This is a genomic window from Microbacterium sp. GW823-FHT02G05, assembly GCF_058797175.1.
This window is the reverse complement of record NZ_JBXAJK010000001.1, coordinates 1,847,031-1,863,011: the sequence shown is the minus strand read 5'-3', so window position 1 is coordinate 1,863,011 and position 15,981 is coordinate 1,847,031. Positions and strand designations below refer to the sequence as shown.

Annotated in this window: 17 protein-coding genes and 1 tRNA gene; 9 read left to right on the top strand and 9 right to left on the bottom strand. The window is 67.4% G+C overall.

Annotated features, from left to right (window positions below):
- Positions 1-16 precede the first annotated feature (16 nt).
- Genes AC1REM_RS09070 through AC1REM_RS09055 form a run of 4 tightly spaced genes read left to right on the top strand, consistent with a single transcriptional unit; the run spans position 17 to position 2,983 of the window.
- Positions 17-274 carry an exodeoxyribonuclease VII small subunit gene (locus AC1REM_RS09070; RefSeq protein ID WP_378789534.1) on the top strand — a complete coding sequence of 86 codons (258 nt, stop codon included), beginning with the start codon at positions 17-19 and terminating at the stop codon, positions 272-274.
- Entirely contained in the window at positions 271-921 is a 651-nt protein-coding gene (locus AC1REM_RS09065; RefSeq protein WP_492514322.1) for a DUF4245 family protein, read from the top strand. The genes AC1REM_RS09070 and AC1REM_RS09065 overlap by 4 nt, the downstream gene beginning before the upstream one ends.
- Positions 918-1,592, top strand: coding sequence for a carbonic anhydrase (locus tag AC1REM_RS09060; protein ID WP_204939511.1), 675 nt, complete (start codon positions 918-920; stop codon positions 1,590-1,592). Before AC1REM_RS09065 ends, AC1REM_RS09060 begins: the two co-directional genes overlap by 4 nt.
- Entirely contained in the window at positions 1,589-2,983 is a 1,395-nt protein-coding gene (locus tag AC1REM_RS09055) for a class II fumarate hydratase (RefSeq protein ID WP_204939510.1), read from the top strand. The genes AC1REM_RS09060 and AC1REM_RS09055 overlap by 4 nt, the downstream gene beginning before the upstream one ends.
- Before the next feature lie 73 nt (positions 2,984-3,056).
- Here AC1REM_RS09055 and phoH2 read toward each other — a convergent pair whose 3' ends face one another.
- The 3 genes from phoH2 to AC1REM_RS09040 form a co-directional block, all read right to left on the bottom strand.
- Positions 3,057-4,430, bottom strand: coding sequence for an RNA 5'-3' helicase PhoH2 (phoH2, locus tag AC1REM_RS09050; protein ID WP_492514321.1), 1,374 nt, complete (start codon positions 4,428-4,430; stop codon positions 3,057-3,059).
- A gap of 155 nt (positions 4,431-4,585) precedes the next feature.
- Positions 4,586-5,722 carry an aminotransferase class V-fold PLP-dependent enzyme gene (locus AC1REM_RS09045; protein WP_492514320.1) on the bottom strand — a complete coding sequence of 379 codons (1,137 nt, stop codon included), beginning with the start codon at positions 5,720-5,722 and terminating at the stop codon, positions 4,586-4,588.
- Between the two features lie 56 nt (positions 5,723-5,778).
- Positions 5,779-6,561: an isoprenyl transferase gene (locus tag AC1REM_RS09040; protein ID WP_492514319.1), complete on the bottom strand. Its 783-nt coding sequence runs from the start codon at positions 6,559-6,561 to the stop codon at positions 5,779-5,781.
- 72 nt (positions 6,562-6,633) lie between these two features.
- Between AC1REM_RS09040 and trhA the strand changes: the two genes are divergently transcribed.
- A complete protein-coding gene (gene trhA, locus AC1REM_RS09035; RefSeq protein ID WP_492514318.1) occupies positions 6,634-7,371 on the top strand; it encodes a PAQR family membrane homeostasis protein TrhA in 738 nt (245 codons plus the stop codon).
- Positions 7,372-7,392: 21 nt separating this feature from the next.
- On the opposite strand, the gene AC1REM_RS09030 is transcribed toward trhA, so the two are convergent.
- A complete protein-coding gene (locus AC1REM_RS09030; RefSeq protein ID WP_492514317.1) occupies positions 7,393-7,680 on the bottom strand; it encodes a hypothetical protein in 288 nt (95 codons plus the stop codon).
- 67 nt (positions 7,681-7,747) lie between these two features.
- Here AC1REM_RS09030 and AC1REM_RS09025 point away from each other — a divergent pair, with 67 nt between their 5' ends.
- Complete coding sequence (locus tag AC1REM_RS09025) at positions 7,748-8,134, top strand: DUF4307 domain-containing protein (protein WP_492514316.1); 387 nt, start codon at positions 7,748-7,750, stop codon at positions 8,132-8,134.
- A 95-nt stretch (positions 8,135-8,229) separates the two neighbouring features.
- Positions 8,230-8,718 carry a transcription elongation factor GreA gene (gene greA / locus AC1REM_RS09020; RefSeq protein ID WP_204939504.1) on the top strand — a complete coding sequence of 163 codons (489 nt, stop codon included), beginning with the start codon at positions 8,230-8,232 and terminating at the stop codon, positions 8,716-8,718.
- Positions 8,719-8,746: 28 nt separating this feature from the next.
- Here greA and ilvA read toward each other — a convergent pair whose 3' ends face one another.
- Both ilvA and AC1REM_RS09010 read right to left on the bottom strand, forming a co-directional pair.
- Entirely contained in the window at positions 8,747-9,970 is a 1,224-nt protein-coding gene (ilvA, locus tag AC1REM_RS09015; protein ID WP_492514488.1) for a threonine ammonia-lyase, read from the bottom strand.
- A 44-nt stretch (positions 9,971-10,014) separates the two neighbouring features.
- The gene (locus AC1REM_RS09010; protein WP_204939503.1) at positions 10,015-11,190 is read right to left on the bottom strand and encodes an AI-2E family transporter; all 1,176 of its coding nucleotides are present in this window, start codon (positions 11,188-11,190) and stop codon (positions 10,015-10,017) included.
- Positions 11,191-11,273: 83 nt separating this feature from the next.
- On the opposite strand from AC1REM_RS09010, the gene AC1REM_RS09005 reads away from it, so the two are divergent.
- Positions 11,274-12,545 carry a winged helix-turn-helix domain-containing protein gene (locus AC1REM_RS09005; RefSeq protein ID WP_492514315.1) on the top strand — a complete coding sequence of 424 codons (1,272 nt, stop codon included), beginning with the start codon at positions 11,274-11,276 and terminating at the stop codon, positions 12,543-12,545.
- 56 nt (positions 12,546-12,601) lie between these two features.
- Here AC1REM_RS09005 and AC1REM_RS09000 read toward each other — a convergent pair whose 3' ends face one another.
- From AC1REM_RS09000 to AC1REM_RS08990, 3 genes are all read right to left on the bottom strand, one after another.
- Entirely contained in the window at positions 12,602-13,180 is a 579-nt protein-coding gene (locus AC1REM_RS09000; RefSeq protein ID WP_204939501.1) for a LemA family protein, read from the bottom strand.
- An 84-nt stretch (positions 13,181-13,264) separates the two neighbouring features.
- On the bottom strand, positions 13,265-14,578 hold the full coding sequence (locus AC1REM_RS08995) for a D-arabinono-1,4-lactone oxidase (RefSeq protein WP_492514314.1): 1,314 nt from the start codon (positions 14,576-14,578) through the stop codon (positions 13,265-13,267).
- A complete protein-coding gene (locus AC1REM_RS08990; RefSeq protein WP_492514313.1) occupies positions 14,575-15,837 on the bottom strand; it encodes an alanine racemase in 1,263 nt (420 codons plus the stop codon). The genes AC1REM_RS08995 and AC1REM_RS08990 overlap by 4 nt, the downstream gene beginning before the upstream one ends.
- Before the next feature lie 53 nt (positions 15,838-15,890).
- Here AC1REM_RS08990 and AC1REM_RS08985 point away from each other — a divergent pair.
- A tRNA-Leu gene (locus tag AC1REM_RS08985) sits at positions 15,891-15,963 on the top strand.
- Positions 15,964-15,981 lie beyond the last annotated feature (18 nt).

The window sequence follows — 15,981 nt, the reverse complement described above, 5'->3', positions numbered from 1 at the left end:
GATAGCTGGTGTGACCGTGCCGAGCGATGAATCCGTGCCGGGCGCTGCCGTTCCGGCGAGCACCCCTTCCGACGCATCCGCTCTTTCCTTCGAGCAGGCGCGCGACGAACTCGTTCGCGTCGTCGCCGAGCTCGAGCAGGGCGCACCCACGCTCGAGCAGTCTCTCGCCCTGTGGGAACGCGGCGAAGCACTCGCTGAGCGCTGCGAACAGTGGCTCCTGGGCGCGAAGCGCCGCCTTGACGCCGCCCGCGATTCGGCGGTGAGCTCCTCATGAGCCGCACCCCGAAGTCAGCACCGATCGTCGCCGAGCTCGGTCGCCCCGAGACGCCTCAGGAGACCGCCGACCGCAAGGCAGCCGCGACCAAGGCGTACCGCTCCAGTCAAACGATCCGCAGCCTGCTCGCCGCGATCCTCGTGACCCTCGGCATGGTGCTGATCATCGTGCTGATGGTGCCGCGCGGCGAACGCGTCGCCGCTCCTGAGATCGATGTGTCCGCGATCGCGGCGAACGTCGAATCCACTGTGGGGAGCCCCGCGATCGTCCCCGACCTCGGCGACTTCTGGCGTGTGAACAAGGCCGAGCTCGAAGGCGGATCACCTGCTGTCTGGGATATCACGCTCGCCCCGTCCGCCGAGAACGAGTCCGGGTTCATCCGCATTGCGCAGGCCTTTGACTCCGACTCCTCGTGGGCGCCGCAGCGTCTGAACGGCATCGCCGCGAAGGACACGATCACCATCGACGGACTCACCTGGGACGTGTACCCCATCGGCGACCGCGGCCAGGCCAATGTCACCTACGCGATCGGCACGCAGGCCGGTCCTGACTACGTGCTCCTCTACGGTTCGCGTTCCGCCGATTCGACGGCGGAGCTTGCCGCAACCCTCACCGCGCAGATTCGCGCCCTCTCGGAGACCCCATGACGCACCCGCTCAGCCCCACGGCCGCTTGGACCCAGATGCAGGAGGGCAACCGACGTTTCGTCGCCGACTCCCCGATGCACCCGAACCAGGATGTCGCCCGCCGCCGCACGCTGGCTGCCGCGCAGCACCCGGTCGCCACACTTTTCGGCTGCTCGGATTCGCGCCTCGCCGCCGAGATCATCTTCGATCTCGGGCTCGGTGATCTCTTCGTCGTCCGGAACGCCGGCCAGGTCATCGGCGAGTCGATCGTCGCGAGCCTGGAGTACGCGGTCGCAGTCCTGGAGGTTCCGCTCATCGTCGTTCTCGCCCACGACTCCTGCGGTGCGGTGAAGGCAGCGATCGACGGGACGGCGATCGACGCCGCTCCCCTTCCGCCGCACATCTGGAAGCTCGTCGCCCCGATCGTCCCGGCGGCCCGCAAGGTCCTTGCCGAGACCGGTGGCACCACGGTCGACGAGATCGACGCCGAACTCGTCGGCGCGGAGCACCTGCGCAACACGGTGCACGACCTGCTGCAGTCCTCTGAACTCATCAGCAACGCCGTCGCCGAAGGCCGCCTGGGCATCGTCGGCGCGAACTATCGTCTGGCCGAGGGCACCGCGGTGCCCGTCGTCACGGTCGGCATCGACTCGGAGGGGAACACCCCCGACACGAAGAAGGGATCGGAATGACCGACACCGAGTACCGCATTGAGCACGACACGATGGGCGAGGTGCGCGTTCCCGTGAACGCGCTCTACAGCGCGCAGACGCAGCGTGCCGTGGAGAACTTCCCGATCTCGGGAACCGGGCTGGAGTCGACGCAGATCGCAGCCCTGGCACGGATCAAGAAGGCGGCTGCTCTCGCGAACAAGGAGCTCGGCACGCTCGACGGCGCCATCGCGGACGCCATCGCCGGCGCGGCGGACGAGGTCGCCACGGGCATCCACGACGGTGAGTTCCCGGTCGACACGTACCAGACGGGTTCGGGCACGTCCTCGAACATGAACATGAACGAGGTGCTCGCCACCCTCGCGACCCGTCGCCTGGGCGCCCCCGTGCACCCGAACGACCACGTCAACGCATCGCAGTCGTCGAACGACGTCTTCCCGACCTCGGTGCACATCGCGGTGACGCAGTCGCTCATCGACACGCTCATCCCCTCACTCGACCACCTCGCGGTCGCGCTCGAGGCGAAGGCGGAGCTCTGGAAGACGGCCGTGAAGTCGGGCCGTACGCACCTCATGGACGCCACCCCCGTCACCCTCGGCCAGGAGTTCGGCGGCTATGCCCGTCAGGTCCGTCTCGGCATCGAGCGTGTGCAGTCGGCTCTCCCCCGTGTCGCGGAGGTCCCGCTCGGCGGCACCGCCGTCGGCACCGGCATCAACACCCCGCTCGGCTTCCCGCAGAAGGTCATCGCGCTGCTCGCCGCCGAGACCGAGCTGCCGATCACCGAGGCGAAGGACCACTTCGAGGCACAGGCCAACCGCGACGGTCTCGTCGAGGCATCCGGCGCGCTGCGCACGATCGCCGTCTCGCTGACCAAGATCAACAACGACCTGCGCTGGATGGGCTCGGGCCCCAACACCGGTCTCGGCGAACTGCACATCCCCGACCTGCAGCCGGGCTCCTCGATCATGCCGGGCAAGGTCAACCCGGTCGTCCCCGAGGCCGTGCTCATGGTGTGCGCACGTGTCATCGGCAACGACGCGACGGTCGCGTGGGCCGGAGCATCCGGATCCTTCGAGCTCAACGTCGCGATCCCCGTCATGGGCACCGCACTGCTTGAGTCCATCCGCCTGCTCGCGAACGCCTCGCGCGTCCTCGCAGACAAGACCATCGACGGCCTCGAGGCCAACCTCGAACGTGCGGCCGCCTTCGCAGGCATGTCGCCCTCGATCGTCACCCCTCTCAACAAGCTCATCGGCTACGAGGCAGCGGCGAAGATCGCGAAGTACTCGGTCGCCGAAGGCATCACTGTGCGCGACGCAGTGATCGCCCTGGGCTACGTCGAGCGCGGCGAGCTCACCCTCGAGCAGCTCGACGAGAAGCTCGACCTGCTGTCGATGACGCACCCGGGCTGACCCCGAGAAGCAGAGAGGGCGGATGCCTCGGAGAGACGATCTCCGAGGCATCCGCCCTCTTTCTTTGCCGGCCTCAGCTGAGTTCGCCGCCCTCCAGCAGTTCCGTGACGAGGGCCGCGATCGCCGACCGCTCGGAGCGGGTCAGCGTGACATGGCCGAAGAGCGCGTGACCCTTCAGCGTCTCGATGACCGAGGCGATTCCGTCGTGCCGGCCGACGCGCAGGTTGTCCCGCTGCCCGACATCGTGAGTCAGCACGACACGCGAGTTCTGGCCCATGCGGCTCAGCACCGTCAGCAGCACGTTGCGTTCGAGCGACTGCGCCTCATCCACGATCACGAAGGCGTCGTGAAGGGAGCGTCCACGGATGTGCGTCAGCGGCAGAACCTCGAGCATGCCGCGCGCGACGACCTCTTCGAGCACGTTGCCGGAGACGACGGAGCCCAGTGTGTCGAAGACCGCCTGACCCCACGGCCCCATCTTCTCGCCCTGGTCGCCCGGGAGGTAGCCGAGTTCCTGCCCACCGACGGCGAACAGAGGACGGAAGACGATGATCTTGCGCTGCTGCTGCCGTTCGAGAACGGCCTCCAATCCGGCGCAGAGGGCGAGCGCGGACTTGCCGGTGCCCGCGCGACCGCCGAGCGAGACGATGCCGACCTCCGGATCGAGCAGAAGGTCGATGGCGATCCGCTGCTCCGCTGAGCGTCCGTGCAGGCCGAAGACCTCACGGTCACCGCGCACCAGCGCGAATTCGCCGTCGCCGACCACGCGACCGAGCGCCGATCCGCGCTCCGAGTGGATGATGAGGCCCGTGTTCACCGGCAGGCCGCGCGCGGCCTCACTCACCCCGACTTCGCTTTCGTAGAGGTCGCTCATCTCGTCGCCCGACAGCGGCAGCGGCGCGATGCCACTCCAGCCGGAGTCGACGGCCTGCTCCGCGAGGTACTCCTCGGCGATGAGACCCAACGATGCCGCCTTGACCCGCATCGGCAGGTCCTTGGAGACGATGGTCACGTCCTGCCCGTCCTGGGACAGGTGCATGGCGACAGCGAGAATGCGGCTGTCGTTGTCGTTCAGGCGGATGCCGCTCGGAAGCACCGAGGCATCCGTGTTCGCCAGCTCCACCCGCAGCGTGCCGCCGTCCCCGACCGGCACCGGGAAGTCGAGGCGCCCGTGCTCGACGCGCAGCTCGTCGAGGTGACGCAGCGCCTGACGGGCGAAGTAGCCGATCTCCGGATCGTGCCGCTTGCTCTCGAGCTCGCTGATCACGACGACCGGAACCACGATCGAGTGCTCTGCGAAGCGGAAGAACGCCCGCGGATCCGACAGCAGCACGGACGTGTCGAGCACGTAGGTGCGAAGGCGCTGATCGGAGGTGTCCGCGGTGCCCGTGCGACGGGCGCTGTGCGGTGCTGAACGAGTGTCCTGTTGTGCGGTGTGTGCGGCCACGACCCTCTCCCGACCCGGGTTTTCCCGGTGTTAGGCGAATCGGCCAGGGCCACGAGTCGCGATCCAGAAGGCCGACCCGATCGGGCACCGTGCCCGATGCCATGAAGGTACGGCGCGCACCCGGTCCGTATTCGGATCGACACGCGGCGAATCTGTTACTCGGAGGTGAACTTCTCGTATCCGGCAGAGCCGATGGCCTCGTCGAGCTGCGCGAGCGTGTCATCGCTCGTGCCGACGTGGGCCGAGACTCGGATGCTGACGCCGCGGGCCGTCGCTCGGACGCCGGCATTCGCGAGGCTTGCCGCGAGCTGCGCCGGGTTCTCCGGCAGGAAGTTGACGATGCCTGCGCGCTGCTCGTGCGCGCGGGGCGTCTGCACCGCGATCCCGTAGGAGTCCGCGATCTCGAACAGGCGGTCGGTACGCTCCATGAGGGCCGCTTCGATCGCCGCGACACCGGCATCGCGGGCCGTCGTGAGGCCCATCGCGAGGCGGGCCACTGCCAGCTGGTCGGGGCTCGCCACGGTGTAGGCGTTCGCACTCGGCGACGGTGCAGGGAGCATGTCCAGGGGCAGACCCCCGTCGACGCCGCCGAAGCCCGACAGCACAGGCGTGATGCGCTCTCGGGCTCGGGCAGAGAACGTGGCGAAGCCTGTTCCCCGACCTGCCCGCAGCCACTTGTAGCCGTGGCCGACGATGACGTCCGCCGCGGCGTAGTCCGCCTCGATCACGCCGAAGGACTGCACGGCGTCGACGATCAGCAGACGATCCGGGCCGAGGACCTCACGCAGGGCGGACAGGTCCGTGCGATATCCGGTGCGGAAGTCGACATGGCTCACGACAAGCGCCGTCACATCGTCGTCGAGGGCCGCGGCGACAGCATCCGGTGTCACGAAGCCCGCGTGCGGGTCGTCGTCATCGAAGTCCATCCACCGCGCCCGTGCTTTGCCGAACGCGGCCGCGCGCTCAAGCGTGACCGTGATGCTGGGGAACTCCGAGGATGCGGCCAGCACCACACCGGACAGCCCGTACAGTGCATGCATGAGGCCGTACGTGGCGGACGGCTGCAGCGTCACCGTGTCGGCGGACACGTCGAGCATCTCGGCGAGCAGCTCGCGCGCCTCGGGGACGCGGTCATGCACGAGCGTGTGCGACGCGGGACGCGGGCTCCCGAGAAGTTCAGCGTCGGCGACGGCTTCTGCCGTGATCGCCGGAGAGAGCAGACCGTATGCCGCCCAGTTCAGGTACCCGTACTCCTCGCCGAAGGTCGACCGGTACTCCTCGAGAGCGCTCATCCTGCAATTCTCCCACGGAAGCGAGACGCAGAGCCGCCGCCGAGGGGTGCGGAGATCTACCGTCCGAAACGGCGGTCGCGGTCGGCGTAGTCACGGATCGCCCGGAGGAAGTCGACCTCGCGCAGGTCGGGGCCCAGCGCCTCCACGAAGTAGAACTCGCTGTGTGCACTCTGCCAGAGCAGGAAGTCACTCAGCCGCTGCTCGCCGCTCGTGCGGATGACGAGATCCGGATCGGGCTGCCCACCGGTGTAGAGGTGCTCCCCGATCATCTCGGGTGTCAGGTGGGCCGCGAGATCTTCCAACCTGCCGCCGGAGGCCTCGTGCTGCGCGATGATGCTGCGCACCGCGTCGACGATCTCTGCACGCCCGCCGTATCCCACGGCCAGGTTCACATGCAGCCCCGTATTGTCGCGAGTGCGCTCCTCCGCCTCCGCGAGCACGCGCGCAAGGGGTGGTGGCAGCAGGTCGGTGCGTCCGACGTGCTTGACCCGCCAATTGCGCGCATGCGACAGCGAGTCGGCGAGCTCTGCGATGATCTCGATGAGATCTTCGATCTCCTGGCTGTCACGTTTGGTGACGTTGTCACTGGAGAGCAGATACAGCGACACGACGGGGATGCCGAGATCGTCGCACCACTCGAGGAACTCTCGCATCTTCGCCGCACCGGCGCGATGACCATGTGCGGCCGTCGCGAGTCCCAGCTGGCGCGCCCAGCGTCTGTTGCCATCGATCATCATGGCAACGTGTCGTGGCATCGTCGCGGGATCGAGTCGGCGACGGAGCCGTCGGCTGTACAGCCGATAGAGAGGCCCGCGCCCCTCATCCACACGCGCATTCACGGTCCCACGCTACCGCGCGCATGCCTGGATATGTACCGTGCGCGGCATGCGCGCCGACATAGAGTGTGCAACGTGACCCGACGACACGATCCCCCGGTCCCCGACGTTCCCCAGCTGCCGCTGCTCGATGAGGCAGCGGACGATGCGCACGTCGAGATCAGACCGACGTGGCGGGGGTGGATCCACGCCGGGACCTTCCCGGTCGCGATCGCGGCGGGCACCGTGCTGATCGTCCTGGCTCAGGGCGCACCGGCCAAATGGGCATCGGCCGTCTTCATGGCCTCGTCGCTTCTCCTCTTCGGAAACTCCGCCCTGTACCACCGTTTCGACTGGCGGCCGAGGGTCAAGGTCATCCTGAAGCGGATCGATCACGCGAACATCCTGCTGCTGATCGCCGGCACGTACACGCCGATCGCTGTGCTCGCACTCCCTCCGGAGAAGGGCACGCTCCTGCTGTTCCTGGTCTGGGGAGGCGCCCTGCTCGGGATCCTCTTCCGCGTCTTCTGGATCAACGCCCCGCGCTGGCTCTATGTCGCCTTGTACCTGCTGCTCGGCTGGGCTGCGGTCATGTACATGGTCGATCTCGTCATCGCGAATGTGGCGATGATGGTGCTGGTCTGTGTGGGAGGTCTGCTCTACACGGCGGGGGCCGTCGTCTACGCCGTCAAGAAGCCCAATCCGTGGCCGGGTCGATTCGGCTTCCACGAGATCTTCCACGTGTGCACCGTCCTGGCATTCCTCTGCCACTGGACGGCATGCCTGCTCATCGCCCTCGCGCCGCTCTCGCCGTCACTCGGTCTCCCAGGCTGACGCCTCGCGCCGCCGTCTCGGTCAGCGTGAGGAGTCGGACGCCTCCGGCGCCTCGGGATCCACGGGCTTCGCCGGCGGCTCTGCTCCCTCGGCCGCGGCTGCCTCTTCCGCATCCAGTTCGGCGCGCACCTCTTCGCGATAGCGCACGCGACGGATACGGCGCTGCATGTCGGCGATCAGGAGGATGACCGCGATCAGCACGATCACGATCGCTGCGAAGCCGATCGGACCCGGCGTCACCAGGTCGGGATCGACCGTGGGCGTCGGAGTGGGGGTCGAGGTCACTGCACGCACGAGCGCGTCGATCATGTGTCCGCCTTCCGTGCGCGAAGCACTTAGCCTAGAAGTACCAGCCTAACGATTGGAACGAGTGTTCGTGACGACCAGCCAGCACCTCGACGAGCGATACGGTCGCGTCCGCCGAGGACGCCTCCCCTGGGTGATCGGCGGGCTTCTCGCCGTCATCGCCATCGTCATCGGCGGGTGGATCACAGTACGCAGCTCCATCGACGCCGTCGACATCACCGATCTCGGTTTCCATGTCGCCGATGAGCACAGTGTCACGATCGACTTCCAGATCGTCGCCCCGCACGACCGCCCCGTCTACTGCGCCCTGGAGGCCCTCGACGAGGAGTTCGGCATCGTCGGCTGGCGCATCGTCGAGTACTCCCCCTCCGAGTCGCGCGCCCGCGCCTTCACCGAGCGAATCCCCACCGTCGCCGAGGCGACGACGGGTTTGGTGAACACCTGCTGGGTCGCTTAGGATCATCGTGAAACCCGACGCCCCGGAACACTCCGGGGCGTCTTGGCATATCCCCGCGCATCTGCCTGCGGGGCCACGAATGAAGGAGTTGCGCCGTGTCCAACGACGCCCAGGTTCCCTTCCTTACGCAGGAAGCGTACGACCGACTCGCCAGCGAGTTGGAGATGCTTTCGACGACCGGTCGCGATGAGATCGCCAAGCGCATCGAGGCTGCCCGTGAAGAGGGCGACCTCAAGGAGAACGGCGGCTATCATGCCGCGAAAGACGAGCAGGGCAAGCAGGAGGCGCGCATCCGCACGCTGGAGCACCTGCTGAAGACGGCGAAGGTGGGCGAGGCTCCCGAGAGCCGCGGCATCGTCGAGCCCGGAACGGTCGTCACGGCGATCGTCGCCGGTGGCGAAGAGACGTTCCTCCTCGGCAGCCGCGAGATCGCCGCCGGCGATGATCTCGATGTCTACAGCGAAGCGAGTCCGCTCGGCACCGCGATCATGGGCCTCAAGGTCGGAGACAAGACCGCCTACGAGGCGCCCAACGGCCGTTCGATCGCCGTCGAGGTGCTGAAGGTCGACACCTACGCGGGCTGAGTCCGTACCCAGCCCGCGTCAGGTCTACTCAGTCGGGTACGACGATCGGGTTGTATCCCGCGCGGCGCAGGGTCTCGAGCGTAAGCTCCGAGTGCTCTGCGCCGCGCGTTTCGATACTGAGCTGCAGGATGACCTCGCTGATCTGCAGGCCCTGTCCGTGACGCGTGTGCATGACCTCCATCACGTTCGCGCCGGCTGTCGCGACGAGCTCGGACACCCGCGAGAGCTGACCGGGCCGATCAGGCAGCGGGATGCGGATCGTCAGGTAGCGACCGGATGCCGCGAGCCCGTGCGAGACCACACGCTGCAGCAGCAGCGGATCGATGTTCCCGCCGGACAGCACCACCATCGTGGTGCCGGCGTCCTTGATCTTCCCCGCGAGGATCGCCGCAGCGCCCACGGCTCCAGCCGGTTCCACGACGACCTTCGACTGCTCCAGCAGAACGAGGATCGCGCGGGCGATGTCATCGTCCGTGACGGTGACGACCTCGTCGACGAGTTCCTGAATGATCTCGAAGGGCACTGCTCCTGGCCGCGCCACGAGAATGCCGTCCGCGATCGTCGGGTGCGTCTCGATCTCGACGGGGTGTCCTGCGGCCAGCGACGGCGGCATCGCAGCAGCGTTCTCCGCCTGCACGCCGATCACGCGCACCGTCCGTCCGGCGCGGGCCGCGGCGGCCTTGGCCGCGGAGGCGACGCCGGCGATGAGCCCGCCGCCGCCGATGCCCATGATGATCGTGTCGGTCTCGGGAGCGTCTTCGAGCAGCTCCAGTCCCAGAGTGGCCTGGCCGACGACCACATCACGGTGGTCGAAGGGGTGGATGACCACGGCGCCCGTGCGCTCGGCGAACTCGTCGGCCAGCCGCAGCGACGTGGAGACGGTCTCGCCCTCGAGGACGACCTCTGCCCCGTAACCCCGCGTCGCGAGCAGCTTGGGCACAGGCACGCCCAGCGGCATGAAGATCGTGGCAGGGATGCCGAGCATCTGCGCCGCGAGCGCGACGCCCTGTGCATGGTTGCCCGCGGACGCCGTGACGACTCCACGCGCACGCTCTTCGGCGGTCAGACGCGAGAGGCGATGCGTGGCTCCGCGCACCTTGAACGATCCGGTGCGCTGCAGGTTCTCCATCTTCAGCAGCACGGGCGACCCCAGCGCATCGCTGAGGGTTCGCGAGGGGAGCACCGGGGTGTGCGAGATGACGGGAGCAAGGCCTTTCGCTGCCTCTTCGATCTCGGCGAGCGTGGGAATCATGAACGCATCCGGAGTCTGGGTATCGGCGGCGGGGGTGACAGTGGTCAACGAGCGTCCTTTCTCGTGCGCGGCACGGTGCTCCAGATGAGATCCCCAGGCGGTGGGGCTCCGGTACGCCAGGCACCACTGCTTAGGGTGACGGCGACGACATTGACGAACGCGGCGAGGGGCACGGCGAACAGCGCGCCGGGAATACCGGCGATCATCGCACCGCCGGCGACGACGAGGACGACGGCGAGCGGGTGCACCTTCACGGCCGAACCCATGAGGATGGGCTGCAGGACGTGGCCCTCGAGCTGCTGAACGCCGAGGACGACAACGAGCATCCACAGGGCGATCCATGGTCCGTTGTAGACGAGCGCGAGGAACACGGCGAGCGTTCCGGTGAGCACGGCACCGACGATGGGCACGAAGGAGCCGAGGAAGACGAGAACGGCGACGGGGATCGCCAGCGGGACTCCGAGAAGGAACGCGCCCAGGCCGATGCCGACCGCATCGATCGTGGCGACGAGCATCTGCGTGCGCGCGTAGTTCACGACCGTGCGCCAGCCGTTGCGTGCCGCGGAATCGATCGCGGGGCGCGCATCGCGGGGGAAGAGGCGTACCGTCCACCGCCAGATTCCGGCACCATCTGCGAGGATGCAGAGCAGGATGAACAGAGCCAGCAGGCCGCCGGTGACGACGTGTCCGAAGGTAGAGCCGATCGCAAGGGCCCCGCTCCACAGCAGCTGCGCCTGTTCTTGGAGAAGCGCCAGCCCCTGCTCGATGTACCCCTGGATCTCTTCTGCGGAGAGCTGGAGCGGCCCCGTGACGAGGAAGTTCTGGAACTCATCGAGCGCCTGCACGGTGCGCGTGCGCACGTCGTCTGCCTGCTGCACGATCTGCCAGATCACGAGCCAGAGGAGCCCGGCGACGATGGCGATGGTTCCCACCACCACGATCACGATCGCAAGCCACTTGGGCACGCGCCGACGTTGCAGCGCCTCGAATGCAGGCCACAGCAGTGCTGCGATGAGCAGTCCGATCAGGAGCGGAATCACCAGATACTTGAGCTGGATCACCAGCCAGATGACGACGCCGATCGCGGCGGCGATGATCAGGAGCCGCCAGGCATAGGCCGTGGCGATGCGAAGCCCCGAAGGAAGCGACTGCTCGACTTCGCCGGAGACGGTGCGCATGCGGAAGAGATCACGCACGCGAGGACGATTCTCTTCTGTCATCACCTCAGTTTAGGGCGCGAGGTGGGCGACATTTCATCCGTCTTCGGCGGGGCGGTGTCCGAGGTGGCCGATACGCTGACGACGTGACGGATTCTCTCTCAGCCGCAGAGGCGCGGCGCATGGCCCTGGGCGCCCAGGGATTCTCCCGCCGCCGTCCTACCGCACCCCAGGCACGGCACCTGCACACCGCGATGCATCGGCTCGGTGTCCTGCAGATCGACTCGGTCAATGTCTTCGCACGCGCGCACTACATGCCGCTCTATGCCCGGCTGGGTGCATACGATCCTTCGCTGCTCGATCGCACGTTCCTGTCCGGCGGAGGGCGCTACGTCGAGTACCTCGCACATGAGGCGACGTTCGTTCCCGTTGCAGACTGGGCGCTCTGGGACTTCCGCATGCAGGACTATCGGCGGCGCTACGGCCACACATGGCTCGAAGGCGACAATGCACGCACCCTCGCGTGGGTGCGCGATGAACTGGCTGCGCGCGGCCCCTCGCGGCCGGTCGACATCCGCGGAGACGCCCCGAAGAACCGCGGTCCCTGGTGGGACTGGGATGAGGTCAAGCATGCGCTCGAGCACCTCTGGCGCATCGGCGAGGTGGCGATCGCCGGACGACAGGGTTTCGAACGTCGCTACGCGCTCGCGGAGGATGTGATCCCATCAGCGGCGCAGGCTCCACCCGTGGCCCGCGCCGACGCGATCCGCGAGCTGGTTCAACGTGCCGCGCGCTCCCTGGGCGTGGCCACCCAGAGTGACCTCGCCGACTACTACCGCGTCAAAGACCGTCCGCTCGTGCAGCAGGCGCTGCGCGATCTCACCGACGAGGGACTGCTCATACCGACCGTCGTTCGCGGGTGGGAGAAGGGCGGACGCCCACTTCCCGCCTGGCGCCACAGAGACGCGGCCCTGCCGCGACGCATCGATGCAGCGAGCGTTCTCTCGCCGTTCGACCCCGTCGTGTGGTTCCGAGAGCGGGCGCTGCGGCTCTACGGACTCGACTACCGCATCGAGATCTACGTTCCCGCCCATCTGCGACGCTACGGCTACTACTCGCTTCCGGTTCTCGTCGGCGACCGCATTGTCGCCCGCGTCGATCTGAAGGCGGATCGCGCGACCTCGACGCTGCAGGTGCAGTCTGCGTGGTGGGAGCCGAGCGCGAAGCCCGCCGCGGACGCGCCCGCGATCGCTGCCGAGCTGCTCACCGCCGCACGCTGGCAGCAGCTGGAGCATGTGTCGGTGTCACGCTGGGGCGATGCTGCAGACGATCTCGCCCGCATTCTGGACGGCCACACCGCGCATTTCGGATCCTTCACCCGGCACGAGCATCCGCGTGCCGCAGCGCGCCCTTCCTGAGACAGCAACGCGCCCCGCGGCCAAAGCCACGGGGCGCGTGAACGTGAAGACCTCGCTCAGAACTGCACGCGAGGCGGCTCTGCGATGGCCGCCGCGTCGGCGACCTCGAAGAACTCGCGCTCGGTGAAGCCGAGACGTCGCGCGAACAGGTTGTTCGGGAACACCTTGATCTTGGTGTTGAGCTCGCGCACGCCACCGTTGTAGAACCGACGCGAAGCCTGGATCTTGTCTTCTGTGTCGACGAGCGCGTGCTGCAGCTGCAGGAAGTTCTGGCTCGCCTGGAGCTGCGGATAGGCCTCGGCGACCGCGAAGAGGCTGCGCATCGCCTGCTGAAGGTGCCCCTCAGCAACGCCCGCCTCGGCGGGGCCCGCAGCATTGAGCGTCTCTGCTCGCGCACGGGTGACGTTCTCGAACACAGCCTTCTCATGAGCCGCATAGCCCTTGACGGTGTCGATGAGGTTGGGGATCAGGTCGGCACGGCGCTTCAGCTGCACCGTGATGCCGCTCCATGCTTCGTCAACGCGCACGTTGAGCTGGACGAGTGCGTTGTACGTCGACCACAGGTAGATTCCGAGCGCGGCGACCAAAACTACCAAAACGCCGACGACGACGACTACCGGAATGAGCGCCTCCATGTGGGGCGACCCCCCTTTCACCTCAGTTGCTTCATCCTATGCGGACACCCTGCATGGCGTCTGCGAAGTTGCAGTGTCCGCCCGCTACTCGCCCAGGACGCGAGTGAGATAGCGGTTTCCGAAGCGGCGCTCCGGGTCCATCCGATCGCGCAGGGCGACGAAATCGTCGAAGCGCGGGTAGCGATCGCGGAGCTCAGAAGCGCCGATCGAATGCAGCTTGCCCCAGTGCGGACGTCCACCGTGCTCGAGCATGACCTGCTCGACGGCATCGAAGTAGGACCGGGGGTCGTGCCGCCAGTAGCGGTGCACGGCAATGTATGCACTCTCGCGGCCGTGGGCCGTCGACAACCAGATGTCGTCGCTCTTCGCGAAACGCACTTCGATCGGGAATTCGATTTTCCACCCGCGCTTCCGGACGAGGGTCTGCACCGCACGAAACGCGGCAACGACGTTCTCCACCGGCAGCGCGTACTCCATCTCGCGGAACCGGACGTTCCTGTGCTGCGTGAACACCCGATGCGAATGGTCGGTGTACTCGCGGTCTCCTGTGAGCTTCACCGCAAGGCGGCTGAACGCAGGCGTGATGGCGGGGACCACCACCCCTGCCGCGCAGACTGCGCGGTAGATGCCGTTGGACAGCAACGTCTCATCCACCCACTTGCCGACGACCGGGAGCGGAGCGCGAACAGCGGATTCCGGGAGCCGGTCCTGACGCTTGGTCAGGGCGACGTCGGTGTGCGGGAACCAGTAGAACTCGAAATGATCAGACGCCGCCACACGATCGTTCAGCGTTGCGAGCACGTCGTCGAGCGGCGCCGGCTGATCGATCGCATGCATGACGAACGCGGGGACGCACTGCAGCGTGACGTCGACCAGGATCCCGAGCGCTCCGAGCCCGAGCGCCACCGCCGGCAGCAACTCGGCGTTCTGGGTCTCATCGATCGTGAGAAAGTCGCCCGCCGCCGTGATGAGTGTCGCCCCGACGACCTGTGTCGAGATGCCACCGAACCCGGCCCCGGTGCCGTGTGTGCCGGTCGAGATCGCCCCGGCGATCGACTGCCGGTCGATGTCGCCGAGATTCTCCATCGCCAGACCGTACGGTGCGAGCAACGTGGGGATGCGATGCAAGCGCGTTCCGGCGAGGAGCGTCACACGTCCGCGTTGCTCATCGACCCGCGACAGCCCCTGCAGTTCGTCGAGCTCCAGCAGCACGTCGGGTGCGACCGCGATCCCGGTGAAGCTGTGCCCTGCGCCGACCGCCTTGATCCGAAGGCCATGCGCGGCTGCCGCCACCACGGCACGCTGGACGCCCTCAGGGCTGCGGGGACGCTCCACCCGCTGCGGGCGCACCGACGCCGAGCGGCCCCAGTTCTGCCAGGTTCCGCCGATCTGCGTCATAGAAACGCCTTTCCCTCACCGCGATACGTCAACAGCTCATCGACGATCTCCGAACCGTCGATCAGGTGGTAGTGCGTGATCCGCTCGGCGGGTTCTCCGCTCTTGGCATGCCGCCACCAGGTCCGATCTCCCACCCTCAGGTCCGCAGCCGATGCTCCCTGCAGCGGTGTCTGCACCTCTCCGGCCGCTTCCCGCGGCATCGTGCGCAGCCCTGCTGGCCACACGGGCATCGGCTGACGTGATGTCTGGGCAGGTCCGGACGCGATCCAACCGCCTCCCAGCACGGTCGCGATGTCGGATGCCGGTCGTCGCGCGACATCGAAGGCGAACGCCGCCGCCGGGGCCGGCTGGAACGAACGATATCCGTCGAAGAGGTGACCGGCGAGGAGCCCACTGCCCGCGCTCGCCTCGGTCAGCACCTCGTCGGCGCCGGTGTACTCGAGCGATCCGGTGCCTCCGCCGTTGATGAACTCCAGCGGTACGAGCGCAGTCAGCGCCTCCACGATCCCGGCACGACGCTCGCGCAGTTCATCCTTCGAGCGCGCCTGCACGAAACGGATGAGCGCATCGGATGCTCCGGTCTGGTCGCCCTGACCGGCGATCTGCGCCTCGTACATCTGGACGCCCACGAGTTGGAAGCCCTCACGCTCTGTGAGTTTCCGCGCGAAAGCCGCCACGTCCGCAACCGAATGCAGAGGCGAGCGGTAGACGCCGATGTGACCGAGTGCGGCGGAACGCCATGACGCATCCGCGTCGATCGCCACGCGCAGTCGCGGTCGTTGCTGCGGGGGCGCGACCTCGTCGATGAAATCCAGCTGCTCCAGGCTGTCGATCATCAGCGTGATCCGGCTCGCTGCCTGCTCATCCGCCACGAGTCGGGCGAGACCCGCGCGATCGGCCGTCGGATAGCCGAGCACGATGTCGTCGTGCCACTCCGACAGCCAGAGCGCCTCATCCAGAGTGAAGCAGAGCAGCCCCTGATATCCGGGAACGCGCAGCACCGCGTCGATGACGCTGCGCACGCGCACAGACTTCGTCGCCACCCGCAGTGGCAGACCGCCTGAGCGCACGACCATGTCCATGGCGTTGAAGCGCAGGGCATCAAGATCGATGACCGCCACGGGCGCGGGCAGATGCCCCGTGGCGGCTGTGAGACGAGGCCACCAGCGGGCAGGATCGTCCCAGGCATGTCGGTCAGGACGTGGGGCACCGGAGCGGCCGTGATCGGTGTGGCTCTGGTCGGCGGTGAGGTCGAGCACTCCCCCACCCTACGGCCTGATGCCGTCGAATCGCTCGATAGGCTAGCCGGTGCGCCCCCATAGCCCAATGGCAGAGGCAGGCGACTTAAAATCGCTTCAGTCTGGGTTCGAGTCCCAGTGGGGGCACTGTGACGATGAAGGGCT

Bases quoted from the DNA above. Each gene is read 5' to 3' on its own strand.
- AC1REM_RS09065 (WP_492514322.1), top strand. From the start codon at position 271: ATGAGCCGCACCCCGAAGTCAGCACCGATCGTCGCCGAGCTCGGTCGC.
- AC1REM_RS09060 (WP_204939511.1), top strand. From the start codon at position 918: ATGACGCACCCGCTCAGCCCCACGGCCGCTTGGACCCAGATGCAGGAG.
- AC1REM_RS09055 (WP_204939510.1), top strand. From the start codon at position 1,589: ATGACCGACACCGAGTACCGCATTGAGCACGACACGATGGGCGAGGTG.
- AC1REM_RS09045 (WP_492514320.1), bottom strand. From the start codon at position 5,722: ATGAGCGCTCTCGAGGAGTACCGGTCGACCTTCGGCGAGGAGTACGGG.
- AC1REM_RS09030 (WP_492514317.1), bottom strand. From the start codon at position 7,680: ATGATCGACGCGCTCGTGCGTGCAGTGACCTCGACCCCCACTCCGACG.
- ilvA (WP_492514488.1), bottom strand. From the start codon at position 9,970: ATGATTCCCACGCTCGCCGAGATCGAAGAGGCAGCGAAAGGCCTTGCT.
- AC1REM_RS09010 (WP_204939503.1), bottom strand. From the start codon at position 11,190: ATGACAGAAGAGAATCGTCCTCGCGTGCGTGATCTCTTCCGCATGCGC.
- AC1REM_RS09000 (WP_204939501.1), bottom strand. From the start codon at position 13,180: ATGGAGGCGCTCATTCCGGTAGTCGTCGTCGTCGGCGTTTTGGTAGTT.
- AC1REM_RS08995 (WP_492514314.1), bottom strand. From the start codon at position 14,578: ATGACGCAGATCGGCGGAACCTGGCAGAACTGGGGCCGCTCGGCGTCG.